The sequence below is a fragment of the Streptomyces carpinensis genome, from assembly GCF_002154505.1.
GTDB lineage: Bacteria > Actinomycetota > Actinomycetes > Streptomycetales > Streptomycetaceae > Streptomyces > Streptomyces carpinensis.
The window spans coordinates 1-13,721 of the sequence record NZ_MUBM01000421.1; the positions used below are offsets into that span (position 1 = coordinate 1).

Consider the following 13,721-nt stretch of genomic DNA (forward strand, 5'->3'; position numbering starts at 1 on the left):
CGGGCAGGCGACCTGGGAGCACTCGCTGAAGTCGCTGCGGGCCGGCGGCACCGTGGTGGTGGCGGGCGCGACGAGCGGCGCCAATCCCCCGGCCGACCTGAACCGGATCTTCTACCTTCAGCAGCGCGTGCTCGGCTCCACGGGAGGCACCCGGCAGGAGTTCGTCTCGCTGCTGCGCTTCATGGAGAACGCCGGGATCAGACCGCGCATCGACCGGGTCCTGCCGCTGGCCGACATCCACTCCGGCTTCCAGGCCATGCTCGACGGCGAGCTGACCGGAAAGGTCGTGGTCCGCCCCGGCTGAGGGTCCGCAGTCGGCGCGGTGCTCCGCCTCCCAGCCCTGACGGGCGGAGCACCGCGCTTTCGCATGTCCTGGGTCACAGTGCGTTTACGAATCCGTAGTGGTCATTTAAAGTAGACGTACGTCCACTCTGATGGTCGCTCTGTATGGAGCGCCGGAGGCCACATGCTTGCTCAAGATTCCACCGCGAACCCGACCGGTCACACGGAGGATGCCGCGCCGGATCAGCAGACCGCTGTCGACAAGGCCCTCGTGCTGCTGAAGTCCCTGGCCGAGCACGACCGGGAGATCGGCGTCAGCGAGCTGGCACGGCGCACCCAGCTGACCAAGTCGACGGCCTTCCGGCTGCTGGGCATCCTGCAGCGCAACGACGTGGTCGAGCGCGTCGGCAGTCGCTACCGGCTGGGCTCCCGGCTCTTCGACCTCGGCACCCGCGCCTACGGCCCCACCCCGCTGCTGCTGCGCGAGCAGCTGCTCCCCTACCTGGCCGACCTGTACGAGCTGACGCACGAGACCGTGCATCTGGCCGTGCTCCACGACACCGAGATCGTGTACGTCAACAAGATCCAGGGCCACCGGCCGACGCGCTCTCCCGCGAGGATCGGCGCCCGGCTGCCTGCCTACTGCACCGGCGTCGGCAAGGCCCTGCTCGCCTTCGACCATGACGCGGCCGAGCTGGCAATCGCCGAGGGCCTGGCGGCACGCACGGAGCACACGATCACCGAACCGGACCTCCTCCGCGCGGAGTTCGGGCGCATCCGGCAGGACGGGCTCGCGTACGACCGCGAGGAGTCGGCGCCCGGCCTGGCCTGCGTCGCGGTTCCGATCATGGGGGCCGCCGGGCGCCCGGTGGCCGCACTCTCCGTCGCGGGCGCCTCGCACCGATTCGAGCCGCACCGCTTCGCCCCGGCGCTGCGCCGGGTCGCCTACGAGGCGTCGCGGGTGCTGAACACCCCCAAGTCGCGGCAGGCACGGCTCGGCGCACCCGCCGCCAAGGCGAGGGTCGGCGGCGTCACCCCGCGGTCCGGTGAGGGTCGCGCTCCCGCAGCGCCGCCAGCGCCCGCTCGGTGATCTCCGCGATATCACCCACCGCGTCGACGGCCGTCAGCAGACCCCGCTCCGCGTAGTGACCGACGAGCGGCGCGGTCTGCCGTGCATATACCTCCAGCCGGCGCAGGACGGTGTCCTCCCGGTCGTCCTCGCGCTGGTACAGCTCACTGCCGCAGCTGTCGCAGATCCCCGCGACCGCCGGCGGGGCGAAGTCCACGTGGCACACATGGCCGCCGGCACGGCACTGACGGCGGCCTGACAGCCTCCGCACGACCTCGTCCGCAGCGACCCGCAGTTCCAGCACCCCGTCCAGCGGCACACCGGAGTCCGCCAGGATCTTGTCGAGCGCCTCGGCCTGGCCCGTGGTGCGCGGAAATCCGTCCAGGAGGAACCCGCCGGCGGCGTCCGGCTCCGCCAGCCGGTCCCGGACCATGTCCGTGGTCACCTCGTCGGGGACGAGCGCGCCACGGTCCAGGTACTGCCCCGCCGTGCGGCCCAGGGGGGTGCCCCGGCTCACATGGGAGCGGAAGATGTCACCCGTGGAGACGGCGGGGATGGAAAGGTGCGTGGCCAGGTGCTGTGCCTGAGTGCCCTTGCCCGCACCGGGCGGCCCGACGAGAACGATACGCATAGGGGGACCTCTCTCCGTGGTGAGTGTGCTGGGGATGCACCGACCACGCAGGGGAGCACCACGTGACACCGCCTGCTCGATCGGCCTGTGCCACCGTCTCCGTCCCTGCCGCCGCTGACCAACCGTCCGTTCCGGTCGGCGGCACATCGACCTCAGCGTTTCGAGGACGGCTCCGCGGGCGGCTTGCCGCCGTGGGTGGCGCTGTTCCCTCCCGTGCCCGGCTGCACCCGAGGCACACTGACCACGATGTGCACCAGGCTCTCGCCGTCCAGCGACTCGTAGAGGTGCGGCCGGTCACCGGGATAGCGGACGAAGTCACCGGCGGCGACCTCGACCGGACTGTCGACCGGACCCACCCGCACGCGGCCACTGATCACGTACAGGTGCTCAAGGGTCCCCACCGGGTGCGGCTCCGACCGGCCGCCCGCTCCGCCGTGCTGATGCCCGATGCGCACCAGATAGTTCTCGATCACACCCGAGCCGTACACGTGGTCGAGGGCGCGGCTCTCGTACCCGGAGTGCTTGCTCCAGACCACCTCGCCGGCCCGCTGCACCGTCATGACCTGTTCACGCTCCGCGACCAGCCGCGTCACGGGCACGCCGAGCGCGGCGGCAATGGAGAACAGCGTGTCCACCGTGGGGTTTCCGGTGCCCTGCTCCAGCTTCGAGAGCGTCTGCTTGGCCAACCCGGCCTGGCGGGCCAACTCGGCCAATGACAGGCCCCGCTGCTCTCTGAGAATGCGCACGTTGCGCGCGACCACGGCGTTTCCGGATGACACGGCACCACTCTAGGCCAGCGCCCAGCGCAATGAAGATCGGTACCAGCAACCGGCGCGGACATCCTGGCGGGCCGGTTACACCCCTGTCCGGGCTCCGCTGCCCGGTCGCGGCGGCCCACCGCATCAAACGCAGGCCGGTCGCTTCCGCGACGCTGCGACGGGGTGCGCCGCGCAGCCGTCGCCCCAAGGCGCCCGGGCATGAACATGATGGGCTCAAGCCTCCGAACGGGGAAGCTTCACGGTCAGCTAGGAGCGCGATGGGCGCGTCTGCCGGCCACGGAGCGACGGGGCACGTTTCTTCGGCGCCACGGCAATCGCCGTGCTCGACGGTGACGGCACCGTGCTGCGGTGGTCCTGCGCGGCGGCGGATCTGCTGGGGCTCGCGGCTGACGAGGTCTGCGGTCACCCGGTCCGGGAGTTGCTCGCCGACGACGCCGACCGTGTGCGTACCACCGCCCCGTGTACGACCGGGATTCCCTCGACGGGCCGAGCACTGCTCCGGCACCGGTCCGGCAGGCCGGTGGATGTCACCTTCTGGACAATGCGGCTGGAGGACTGCTCCGATGTCCTGGCCCTGGCGGCCCCCACCCAGCGCCTCAAGGAATGGGAACACGGCGTCTCGTTCCTCAGCTCGCTCCTCTCCCAGGAACGGTCGGGATCGGCCTCCGCGACACGGATCCGGCCGTGGTGCGAACCAACATCATCCCGGGGCTCTTCGGCGGACCGCCGCTGCCTCCCGGCAGCCAGCTGACGTCATGTCCGTCGAGGACGCCGAAGCCGCCGAGGCGGCCCTGCGCGAGGTGCTGGAGACGGGATCACCAACGCCGTCCGCTACGCCGGCGGCCCCGTCGGGCTGCGGCTCATCCGCGAGAACGTCCTGGTCTGCGAGGTCTCCGACTCCAGCAGCACCCAGCCCTGCCTGCGCCGGGCGCGCGGGTCCGACGAGGGCGGCCGCGGTCTGTACCTGGTCGCCCAGGTCACCACCCGCTGGGGCAGTCGCCACGGCCCACACGGCAAGACCATCTGGGCCGAACAGCCCATGGCCCTCACGGCCGGCCCCGTCGCTGCCGTGGGTCATGCTTTCCTGAGACAGCGTCAGGTCGCGTTCGGAACGGCACCCACCCAGGTTCTGGTGGAGCCGGGCCCGGCACCGGCCTCCGCATCAGGCGTTCAAGCGGCCCGCGTTCCCCGCTCGGACGGCTCGTCGGCCGACCGACCCTGCGAGTGGTGGGCTCCGCCAGGGATCAGCCGCAGATGGCGGCGGACACGCGCATGCCTCGGGCCGGACGACGCTGCCGTCAGCCAGTCCTCGACACGATCCATCACCAGCAACAACACACCCAGCACGGGCAGCACCAAGACCGCGACGACAATCACCACGAAGCGCCCCTTCCTCGACACCACCGCCGACCGGGTGCCCGCCTCACAGGAACCCGTGAGCAGTGGCGTGTGAAGGTACGGTGAAAGTCGGCTCATAACGCCCTGGTGACCGCTCTGGGCATGAGCATGCGCTGCCCGGTTACCCGTCCCGGCATGGCGAAGCTGCATCTTCCACGGCGAAAAGACCGGCACGGCCGCGATCGGTCCCCGGCTTCCCGGGTGCCGTCGCCGCAGGAGGCCGGGCCGGACCGGAACGTCGAGGACGCGGCACCGCAGACGCCGACGAGGTTGCCGAAGCGGGCCTGGGTCGCGGTGCTCAAAGGCAGTTGGAAGGAGTTCCAGGACGATGAGCTGACCGACCGGGCCGCAGCGCTGACCTACTACGGCGTCCTGTCGTTGTTCCCCGCCTTGCTGGTGCTGGTGTCCCTGATGGGAATCGTCGGCAACTCGGCCACCGACAAGGTGCTGGCCAACGTCGACAAGCTGGCACCCGGCTCGGCGCGGGACATCATCACGCGGGCCGTGGAGCAACTGCAGAACAACGCCGGGACCGGCTCGGTGATGGCGTTGGTGGGCATCGTGCTGGCGGTGTGGTCGGCGTCCGGGTACGTGGCGGCCTTCATCCGAGCCGCGAACTCCGTCTACGACATGCCGGAGGGCCGGCCGGTGTGGAAGGTCCTGCCGGTGCGGGTCGGAGTCACGGTCGTACTGATGGTGCTGGCGGTGGTCAGCGCGCTGATCGTGGTCTTCACCGGGGGCCTTGCCCGCCGGGCGGGGCAGGCCCTCGGGATCGGCGACACCGCGCTGACGGCGTGGTCGATCGCGAAGTGGCCGATCCTGGTCCTGCTGGTCACGGCCATGATCGCGATCCTGTACTGGGCGAGCCCGAACGCCAAGGTCAAGGGCTTCCGATGGATCACCCCCGGCAGCTTCCTGGCGTTGGTCATCTGGCTGGCCGCCTCCGCCGGGTTCGCGTTCTACGTCTCCAACTTCGCCTCGTACAACAAGACCTACGGGACGATGGCCGGCGTCATCGTCTTCCTGGTCTGGCTGTGGATGAGCAACCTGGCGATCCTGCTGGGTCTGGAGTTCGATGCGGAGAGCGTGCGGCAGCGGGCCATCGCAGGCGGGCATCCGCCCGAGGCCGAGCCCTACACCCAGCCCCGCGACACCACGAAGTGGGACGAGGAGGACCTCCGCCGCCTGGACGACGTCTGAGTGCTCATCCGGGCTCATGCGGCCCTGTGAGAGCGGCTTCGAGAGACTCACCCGTCATCTCGACGACCACGGCATCGTCTCGCATGCCTGCCGGAAGATGGTCGAGCTCTTCCGCCCGGCACACGACTCCGGCGCTGCTGGGGTCGATGATCACAGCGCCGAGCCGCGAGGCCAGCTCCGCGATGATGCCGAACACCCCGCCGGCCTGGGGGCGGTAGACCAAGATGCCCGTCTCATCGACGGAAAACTCCGCCTCGCTCCCGTCGCCGGCCCGCACGCAGAACGCCACGGTCCCGTCCTCGCCCACCGCGAGTCGCGGATCCCCGACATCGTGCGGTTCCAGAACAGCCCGCACCAGCGCCAGGTCCAGCGACACGGGCACCTCCCCGCCGTCAACGAACCTGTAGATCAACGGACTCCAGCCCACGACGACCCCTCCACCTCCGGCGGAAGCGGGTGGGAACACACACCCCTGATCCCGCCATGCCGTAGTCGAACATCCCGGAGGCGTCGCACCGATACGGACGGCACGACCCTCGGGCCGCTCCCCATCCCCCGCAGCGTAGCGCCCAGCAAACTGCACAAGACCAGTTCAGCTCGCGGCTCACAGGCCGGCAGCGGCTCGACGGACGGAGTCAGAGGGCCCGAGCGCGCACGGCGGTCGCGGCCAGGGTGGTGTACTTCATCGTGAAGGACCCGCCGAGGGAGTCGATGGCAGTCCCGACCGCGTCCAGTACCCCGGCCAGCTGATCGGGACGAAGCTGCGTGAGGCCGCCGGTCGTGGGCAGCAGGTCCAGCCACTGGTCGCGCGTGTAGGACTGCTCCCAGTCGAATCGCCACTGCTCCACACCGTCGAACTGCCCGGTCGCACGGATCGTGTCGGCGAACTTCACGTACGCAGCCTGATAGACGTCGAGCGGGCGGCGGGCCGGTTGGCGGCTGAGCGGCGAGTCCGGCGCGGCCCGCCGGTAGGCAGCGGCGAACGGATCGGCCACCTCGACAGGCGGCTCGTAGACGTGCCCGAAGATCGCCAGCCGTCCCCCTGGGCGCAGCACACGTGCCGCCTTCACGGCACCGGCGACTGGATCCACCCAGTGCCACGACTGGGCGGCGACGACCGCGTCGAACGTCCGGCCCGCCGGCTGCCATGCCTCGAAGGTCGCCACCTCCACCCGCAGGCCGAGCGCTCGCGCGAAGTCGGCCATCCGTGCATCGGGTTCGACACCGAACACGGCGCAGCCGGCGGCCTGGAACTGGCGGGCCGCGATGCCGGTGCCGCAACCCACGTCGAGCACATCGGGCCCGGGACTCCCTGCGACGATCCGTGCCACCAGTGCGTCGGGGTAGCCGGGGCGTGCCTGGTCGTAGCGTTGCGCGTCCACGCCGAACGACTCGGCCATCCGCCGGGCCCGATGGGGCTCCACCGGGGACGGTTCGGGTGGCTCCTGGGATAGAGTGGGCATGCGCCCACCTTAATGGGCGCATGCCCACTCGACAACGGTTGCCGACGGTCCGCACGAGAGGATCTGCGAGTGCCCACTGGAATGCACCTTCGCGATGCCCGGCAGCAACTGTTCGACGCCGCCGAGCGCGTGCTGCTGCGCGACGGGCCGAGCGGGCTGACCAGCAGGGCCGTCACCGACGAGGCAGGCTGCGCAAAAGGCGTCCTGCACCGGCACTTCACCGACTTCGACACCTTCCTCGCCGACCTCGTACTCGACCGGGCCGCACGGCTCGAGACGCAGGCCAGTGCGTTGCGCGAGTCGGCGGGTACCGGCACGGTGGCCGACAACCTCACCGATGCGCTGAACATCCTGTTCGGACCGGTTCCCGTGGCCATCATCCCGCTCATCACCTTCCGCGACGAGCTGCGCACACGGCTGCGGCAGTCCAGACCCGGAGGCGGCATCGCCATCCTCGCCCAGGCCACGAACGCGATCTCCTCCTATCTGGCCGACGAGCGTGTACTGGGCCGCGTCGCCGCCGACGCCGACATCGACGCTCTCACCCTCTCCCTGGTCGGCGGTGGCCATCTGCTCTTCGCTGACCGCGACCCCGGCCCGCCGAGTAAGGACGTCGTCGGCAAGTTCGTGACGGCGGTCATCGCCGACGCCGTGCAACGACGACCGGCCTGACAGGTCACCTCAAGGGCCACGGACCGCGGGCCGCGGCGGGAGCGGGTCGCGCTGATCGTTCGGCCAAACCGGTGAGCCGGTGCTGCGGCGCCCGCAAGATCGCCACTAGGCTGCGGTGTACGGCCCCTCGCGGTACCGACCACGGCCGGGGCTCGGGGCCCCCACCCTGGTCCGGCGAGAAGTCCGATCAGGGATACCCGGTCCCGTCCGGGACCCGGGCGGTCGCGGAGTCGGGAGGCAGGCATGGAGTACTACGACCTCGGCAGCCACAACCGCCCCGTGACGACCTCGTCCGGCGAGGCCCAGACGTGGTTCGACCGCGGGCTGGCATGGACGTACGGGTTCAACCACGAGGAGGCTGTTCGCTGTTTCGAGGCCGCCGCTGCGGCCGACCCCGGCTGCGCCATGGCGTACTGGGGCATCGCCTACGCTCTCGGCCCCAACTACAACAAGCCGTGGGACTTCTTCGACGAGCAGGATCTCGCGGGGACCGTCGAACGCACGCACGCCGCTGCCGAACGCGCCCATGCCAGGGCCGCCACCGCCACACCCGTCGAACGCGCGCTGATCGAGGCGTTGCGTGCCCGCTACCCGCAGGCAAAGGCCGTGGGCGACTGCTCGGCATGGAACGCGCCGTACGCCGACAGCATGCGCGCCGTCTACGAACTCGCCCCCGACGACACCGACGTCGCCACGCTCTACGCCGACGCACTGATGAACCTCACCCCCTGGAAGCTGTGGGACCTGCGCACCGGCAAACCGGCCGAAGGCGCCCGCACCCTGGAGGCGAAGGCCGTCCTCGATCGGGCGATCGCCACACCCGCGGGCGCGGAGCACCCCGGCATCCTGCACATGTACATCCACCTGATGGAGATGTCCCCCACCCCCGAGGCGGCCCTACCAGCCGCCGACCGCTTGCGCGGCCTGGTGCCCGACGCCGGTCACCTTCAGCACATGCCCTCTCACCTGGAGGTGCTGTGCGGCGACTACCGTCGTGTGGTGTCCGACAACAGCGCCGCGATCCTCGCCGACGAGAAGTTCCACGCGCGGGCCGGGGCGATGAACTTCTACACCCTGTACCGGTCGCACGACTACCACTTCAAGATCTACGGCGCCATGTTCCTCGGCCAGGCCCGGACAGCCCTCGAGACCGTCGCCCAGCTCGAGGCGTCCATCCCGGAGCAGCTGCTGCGGGTGCAGAGTCCGCCCATGGCCGACTGGCTGGAGGCCTTCCTCGCCATGCGGATCCACGCACTGATCCGCTTCGGCCGCTGGGCCGACATCCTGCGCACACCCATGCCCGCCGACCCGGACCTCTACAGCGTGACCACGGCCATGCTGCACTACGCCCGCGGTGTCGCCCTCTCGGCTACCGGCCGGATCGCCGAGGCCGAGACCGAACGCGGTCTGTTCCACGAGGCGGTCACCCGGGTACAGGCCACGCGCATGCTGTTCAACAACTCGTGCGCCGACATCCTCGCGATCGCCTCCGCGATGCTCGACGGTGAACTCGAATACCGCAAGGGCGACTACGACGCCGCCTTCGCCGCGCTCGAGCGGTCGATCGCCCTGGACGACAACCTCCCCTACGACGAGCCGTGGGGATGGATGCAGCCGACCCGGCACGCCTACGGGGCACTGCTCCTGGAACGGGGACGCGTCGCGGAGGCGGAAGCCGTCTACCGGGCCGATCTGGGACTCGACGAAACCCTCCCCCGCACGCTGCAGCACCCCGGCAACGTCTGGTCCCTGCACGGACTTCACGAATGTCTGGTCCGTTCGGGGAAGACCGGGGAGGCGCAGATCGTGGCCCAGCAGCTGAAGATCGCCGCTGCGATGACGGACGTACCGATCGAGGCGTCCTGCTTCTGCCGCCGGGACGTCGCGCCGGACACCGTTGGCACGCGCGGCTGCTGCCCGACAGACTGCTGAACGGGGCTCTCCAGGAGGCTTCCGATGCCGTGATCGCACTGACCGCCGGCAAGATCACCTCGCCGTGCTATCACGTCACACTGCACGCATCCGAACCTCAATCCCTCCCGCCACGCAGCGGCCAATACCATGTCGGCCGCCACCTGCCCTACAGGAGAACCGTTGCGGGAATGCCGATACGCCCAGGAGCACCACCGCGTCTTCGGGGACGGAGACATGAAGTCGCCCTGAAGATGCCGTGTTCGTCTTCGGTCCGTGCCTTCATATGCGGACGAGTTGGGTCGCGGCCTCACTCGGATCCGTGGCTGGAGCGGGTGCCGGACGACGTGCGGTGTCACTGACCTTGATGAGGAGCGCGACGAGCAGCCAGTTGGCGACCATGGAGGAGCCGCCCTGGGCCAGGAACGGCAGGGCCTTGCCGGTGAGGGGAATGAGGCCGGTGACGCCGCCCGCGACGACGAAGACCTGGAGCGCGAGAGATGTGGCCAGTCCGGCGGCGAGGAGCTTGCCGAAAGGATCGGTCACCGTCAGAGCGGTGCGCAGGCCACGTTCGGCGAGCAGCGCGTAGAGGAGGAGGACGAGCGTGACGCCGGTCAGCCCGAGTTCCTCTCCGACGGTGGTGAGGATGAAGTCGCTGCGTCCGGCGAAGCCGATGAGTTCCGGGTGGCCCTGTCCGAGCCCGGACCCGAGGATGCCGCCGGAGCCGAAGCTGAACAGGGCTTGCGCGGCCTGGTCGGAGACGAGGCCGGCGGGGCGCTGTGCGGGTGGCAGGTAGATGTCCATCGGGTGCAACCAGGCGACCACGCGGCCGTGGACGTGGGGTTCGAAGGAGCCGACGACGAAGGCTCCGACCGCGAACAGCGCCACGCCGAACAGCACCCAGCTGGTCCGCTCGGTGGCGACGTACAGCATGATCACGAACAGCTCGAAGAAGATCAACGACGTGCCGAGGTCCCGTTCGAAGATCAGCACGAGCAGGCTGAGGACCCACACCGCCGCCACCGGCCCCAGTTGCCGTCCGCGCGGCAGGTACAGGCCCATGAACCGTCGGCCGGCCAGCGCCAGGGCGTCCCTGCGCAGGGTCAGGTATCCGGCGAAGAACACCACGATGACGATCTTCACGAACTCACCCGGCTGGAAGGACAGCGGTCCGAGGAAGATCCACCGCTTGGCGCCGTAGACGTCGCCGGGATAGAAGGCCGGCGCCATCAGCAGGACCAGCCCGACGGTGATGGTCAGATACGGATACCTCTGGAGCCTGCGGTGGTCCCGGAACGCCGCGACCGCCGCGGCGAACAGCACCGTCGCGACGGCGCACCACATCAACTGGCCCGGAGCCGCGGCCGCCGAGCCGTAGTGGACCTTGTAGGCGATGTCCAGGCGGTGGATGAGGACGAGCCCGAGCCCGCTGAGCAGGGTGGCCAGGGGAAGGATCAGCGGATCGGCATAGGGGGCGAACCGGCGGACGGCGAGATGGCACACCAGCGGCATCGCGGCGGCACTCGCGAGCCGTAGTGCGAAGCCGGCGGGCAGGGCACCGGTGATGGCCAGTTCTGTCTCCGCGTAGCCGTATCCGCATACGAGCACGGCGCCCAGCACCAGCATCAGCTCGGTCGTCCGTGGACTCGCTCCCCTACCTGCGGACGCACGTCGAGCGCTCATGCAGTTCCCCTCGTAGAGCCCGGCCCGCTGCCGAGGGCATGGGCGCACCAATATAAACTTGCGCAATAGAGCAACTGTAACCCAGGGGATGGTGGAGTCGGCGTGACGGAAGGAAAGCGGCGGCGCAGGTGGCCGGTGGCGGTCGGGGTGGGACTGGTACTGGCCTTGATCGGCTATCTGGTCGTCCGATACATCCAGCCGCCGACGGAGCAGTGCACGACCCACGGCGCGGACGGAACGACCGTCACACTCGACAACAGCCAGGCAGCCAACGCTGCGACCATCGCGGCGGTGGCCCACTCCCGCGGCCTGCCGGAACGAGCCGTGACGATCGCTCTGGCCACCGCGATCCAGGAGTCCAAGCTCCGGGACATCGACTACGGCGACCGCGACTCGCTCGGCCTCTTCCAGCAGCGCCCGTCGCAGGGCTGGGGGACTCCCGCCGAGGTGCTCGACCCCGTGCATGCGTCCGGGAAGTTCTACGACGCGCTCGTCAACGTGCCCGACTACCTGAGCCTGCCGGTGACGGCCGCGGCGCAGAAGGTCCAGCACAGCGGCTACCCGCAGGCGTACGCCCGGCACGCGGGCACCGCCGCCACCCTGGCCGCAGCACTGAGCGGCCGCGAAGGTGCCGCCATCACCTGCACGGTGACGGGAGTCCATGCGCAGCCGTCCGCACACCCCGGTGACACGGTGGTTACAGATGCGGTCCAGCGGGAGTTCGGACCAGGCCTCCTCCCGTCGCCCTCCCCCACCGACATCGCCTATCCGGTCACCGACACACAGACAGGCTGGGCCGTGGCCCTGTGGATGGTCTGCCATGCCGCCACGCTTCACATCGCCTCCGTGGCCTTCGGTGGCCGCGAGTGGAGCAGTGACTCGTCGGATCAGGGCTGGGTCGACCGTGCCTCCCGGCCGGGCGGCGCGGCCTCGGTCGTCATCGCGGCGGCCCCTGCCGCGGACTGACGGCCCGGGGGACGCCGGCTTCGGCGACCGCGCGCCTCTACAATTCAATAGCTGCGCAACCATTAAAGTATACGCGTGAACAGGTCGGCATCGAGTGCCCGGGCCGGCGCAACGGCGCGCCCCGCCAGGCGAGTTCGCGAGCCCAGGATCGGGCAGGCACGGAAGGTCCGCGGGCGAGCCGCGGCGCGCGTGCGTCGGACGTGGAACCGGCCATTGACGCCGTACTACCTGGTGGCGGGCAGTACGGCTCTTCTGGCCGCCCTCGGACTGGTGATGGTGTTCTCCGCATCCCAGATCCAGGCCCTGCGCTACGGACTGTCGCCGGCCTTCTACCTGCACAAGCAGGCCGCGGCCGCAGCCGTGGGCGGACTGCTGATGGCCGGTGCGGTCCGGCTGCCGGTACGCACACACCGGCTCCTCGCCCGCCCCCTGCTGGCCGGAGCGATGGCGCTGCTGGTACTGGTCCAGGTGCCCGGGCTGGGCCGCACCGTCAACGGCAACACCAACTGGCTCTCCCTGGGCGGGCCGTTCGTCGTGCAGCCCAGCGAGTTCACCAAGGCCGCCTTCGTCGTATGGGGAGCGGACCTGCTTGCCCGTAAGCAGCGGCAAGGACTGCTCGGCCAGTGGAAGCATCTGCTCGTACCCCTCGTGCCCGTGGCGCTGATGCTGCTCGGACTGGTGCTGCTGGGCGGGGACATGGGCACCGCGGTGATCGTGTGCGCGGTCCTCTTCGGTCTGCTCTGGGTCGCCGGTGCGCCCGTGCGGCTGTTCGTGACCGCGCTCGCGGGCGTGGGACTCCTCTCGGCCGTACTGATCGCGACCAGTCCGCACCGGCTGTCCCGCTTCGCCTGCCTCGGCACGATGGACCTCGGGCCGGCCGACCAGTGCTGGCAGGTGGTGCACGGCACCTACGCCCTGTCGACGGGAGGCTTGTTCGGCAACGGCATCGGCGCAGGCATCGAGAAATGGGGGGAGCTGCCGGAGCCGCACACCGACTTCATCCTCGCGGTCACCGGGGAAGAGCTGGGGCTGGTGGGCACCCTGTCCGTGCTCGGCCTGTTCGCCGCCCTGTGCGCGGGCGGGCTGAAGATCGCCGCCCGCGCCAGGCAACCCTTCATCCGACTCGTCGCAGCCGGCACCGTCACCTGGATCGCGGCCCAGGCGTCCATCAACATCGGCGGTGTGCTGGGACTGCTGCCCGTAGCCGGTGTGCCGCTGCCCCTGGTCTCCTACGGCGGCAGCGCCTTGATCGCCGTCCTGTACGCTTTGGGGCTTCTGCTGGCCGGCGCTCGCAGCGAACCCTCCGTCCGCTCGGCGCTCGCCGCACACAGGCGGGCGCGCCTCGGCGTCGCCCTCTCCCGCCTGGGTCGCCGAAGCCGGCCGGAACGCCGGTGACACCGTCAGGCGGACAGCGGGCGCCGCAGTCGGATGCCCTGGAGGACTCCTACGGCGATCCAGCCCGCGAACATCGACGAGCCGCNNGTGACCGGCATGATGCCCAGGTTCATACCGATGTTCTCGAACGCCTGGAAGCCCAGCCAGGCGACGATGCCCGCCGCCACCACCGTGCCGTACAGATCCGGGCATGCGCGGGCGATCCGCAGCGCCCGCCACAACACGATGCCCAGCAGGACGATCAGCGCCCCCGCCCCCACGAACCCCAGCTC

Annotated in this window: 15 protein-coding genes and 1 pseudogene; 9 read left to right on the forward strand and 7 right to left on the reverse strand. The window is 70.1% G+C overall.

All coding sequences use genetic code 11. The features are described from left to right. Both BZY54_RS41440 and BZY54_RS41445 read left to right on the forward strand, forming a co-directional pair. On the forward strand, nucleotides 1-304 hold a 304-nt coding region (locus BZY54_RS41440), incomplete at its 5' end, for a zinc-binding dehydrogenase (protein ID WP_143668244.1). A gap of 162 nt (nucleotides 305-466) precedes the next feature. Then, complete coding sequence (locus BZY54_RS41445) at nucleotides 467-1,372, forward strand: IclR family transcriptional regulator (protein WP_086730532.1); 906 nt, start codon at nucleotides 467-469, stop codon at nucleotides 1,370-1,372. Here the strand turns inward: BZY54_RS41445 and BZY54_RS41450 are convergent. Both BZY54_RS41450 and BZY54_RS41455 read right to left on the reverse strand, forming a co-directional pair. After that, nucleotides 1,314-1,982, reverse strand: coding sequence for an adenylate kinase (locus tag BZY54_RS41450; RefSeq protein WP_086730533.1), 669 nt, complete (start codon nucleotides 1,980-1,982; stop codon nucleotides 1,314-1,316). The genes BZY54_RS41445 and BZY54_RS41450 overlap by 59 nt on opposite strands. Nucleotides 1,983-2,134: 152 nt before the next feature. Then, nucleotides 2,135-2,761: a helix-turn-helix domain-containing protein gene (locus BZY54_RS41455; protein ID WP_244217594.1), complete on the reverse strand. Its 627-nt coding sequence runs from the start codon at nucleotides 2,759-2,761 to the stop codon at nucleotides 2,135-2,137. 319 nt (nucleotides 2,762-3,080) lie between these two features. Between BZY54_RS41455 and BZY54_RS55710 the strand changes: the two genes are divergently transcribed. Next, complete coding sequence (locus BZY54_RS55710; RefSeq protein WP_086730535.1) at nucleotides 3,081-3,512, forward strand: PAS domain-containing protein; 432 nt, start codon at nucleotides 3,081-3,083, stop codon at nucleotides 3,510-3,512. Between the two features lie 63 nt (nucleotides 3,513-3,575). Further along, a pseudogene (locus tag BZY54_RS54080) lies at nucleotides 3,576-3,803 on the forward strand (ATP-binding protein); the annotation flags it as partial. Nucleotides 3,804-3,931: 128 nt separating this feature from the next. On the opposite strand, the gene BZY54_RS41470 reads toward BZY54_RS54080, so the two are convergent. After that, nucleotides 3,932-4,141 (reverse strand): hypothetical protein, encoded by a 210-nt coding sequence (locus BZY54_RS41470; protein ID WP_086730536.1) that lies wholly within the window; start codon nucleotides 4,139-4,141, stop codon nucleotides 3,932-3,934. 153 nt (nucleotides 4,142-4,294) lie between these two features. On the opposite strand from BZY54_RS41470, the gene BZY54_RS41475 reads away from it, so the two are divergent. Then, nucleotides 4,295-5,359, forward strand: a complete 1,065-nt coding sequence (locus tag BZY54_RS41475) for a YihY/virulence factor BrkB family protein (RefSeq protein ID WP_086730537.1) — start codon at nucleotides 4,295-4,297, stop codon at nucleotides 5,357-5,359. A gap of 4 nt (nucleotides 5,360-5,363) precedes the next feature. Here BZY54_RS41475 and BZY54_RS41480 read toward each other — a convergent pair whose 3' ends face one another. Together BZY54_RS41480 and BZY54_RS41485 are read right to left on the reverse strand one after the other, a co-directional pair. After that, nucleotides 5,364-5,735 carry a hypothetical protein gene (locus BZY54_RS41480; RefSeq protein WP_143668245.1) on the reverse strand — a complete coding sequence of 124 codons (372 nt, stop codon included), beginning with the start codon at nucleotides 5,733-5,735 and terminating at the stop codon, nucleotides 5,364-5,366. Nucleotides 5,736-5,994: 259 nt separating this feature from the next. Continuing rightward, nucleotides 5,995-6,822 carry a class I SAM-dependent methyltransferase gene (locus BZY54_RS41485; protein WP_086730539.1) on the reverse strand — a complete coding sequence of 276 codons (828 nt, stop codon included), beginning with the start codon at nucleotides 6,820-6,822 and terminating at the stop codon, nucleotides 5,995-5,997. 69 nt (nucleotides 6,823-6,891) lie between these two features. Between BZY54_RS41485 and BZY54_RS41490 the strand changes: the two genes are divergently transcribed. Together BZY54_RS41490 and BZY54_RS41495 are read left to right on the forward strand one after the other, a co-directional pair. Beyond that, nucleotides 6,892-7,494, forward strand: coding sequence for a TetR/AcrR family transcriptional regulator (locus tag BZY54_RS41490; RefSeq protein ID WP_086730540.1), 603 nt, complete (start codon nucleotides 6,892-6,894; stop codon nucleotides 7,492-7,494). 243 nt (nucleotides 7,495-7,737) lie between these two features. Next, nucleotides 7,738-9,426, forward strand: coding sequence for a hypothetical protein (locus BZY54_RS41495; protein WP_086730541.1), 1,689 nt, complete (start codon nucleotides 7,738-7,740; stop codon nucleotides 9,424-9,426). A gap of 261 nt (nucleotides 9,427-9,687) precedes the next feature. On the opposite strand, the gene BZY54_RS41500 is transcribed toward BZY54_RS41495, so the two are convergent. Beyond that, nucleotides 9,688-11,088: an FtsW/RodA/SpoVE family cell cycle protein gene (locus BZY54_RS41500; protein WP_086730542.1), complete on the reverse strand. Its 1,401-nt coding sequence runs from the start codon at nucleotides 11,086-11,088 to the stop codon at nucleotides 9,688-9,690. A gap of 102 nt (nucleotides 11,089-11,190) precedes the next feature. Between BZY54_RS41500 and BZY54_RS41505 the strand changes: the two genes are divergently transcribed. Together BZY54_RS41505 and ftsW are read left to right on the forward strand one after the other, a co-directional pair. Then, on the forward strand, nucleotides 11,191-12,054 hold the full coding sequence (locus BZY54_RS41505) for a heavy metal transporter (protein WP_208640926.1): 864 nt from the start codon (nucleotides 11,191-11,193) through the stop codon (nucleotides 12,052-12,054). Between the two features lie 213 nt (nucleotides 12,055-12,267). Next, nucleotides 12,268-13,449: a putative lipid II flippase FtsW gene (ftsW, locus tag BZY54_RS41510; RefSeq protein ID WP_425276371.1), complete on the forward strand. Its 1,182-nt coding sequence runs from the start codon at nucleotides 12,268-12,270 to the stop codon at nucleotides 13,447-13,449. Between the two features lie 5 nt (nucleotides 13,450-13,454). On the opposite strand, the gene BZY54_RS41515 is transcribed toward ftsW, so the two are convergent. After that, on the reverse strand, nucleotides 13,455-13,721 hold a 267-nt coding region (locus tag BZY54_RS41515; RefSeq protein ID WP_158104000.1), incomplete at its 5' end, for an FtsW/RodA/SpoVE family cell cycle protein.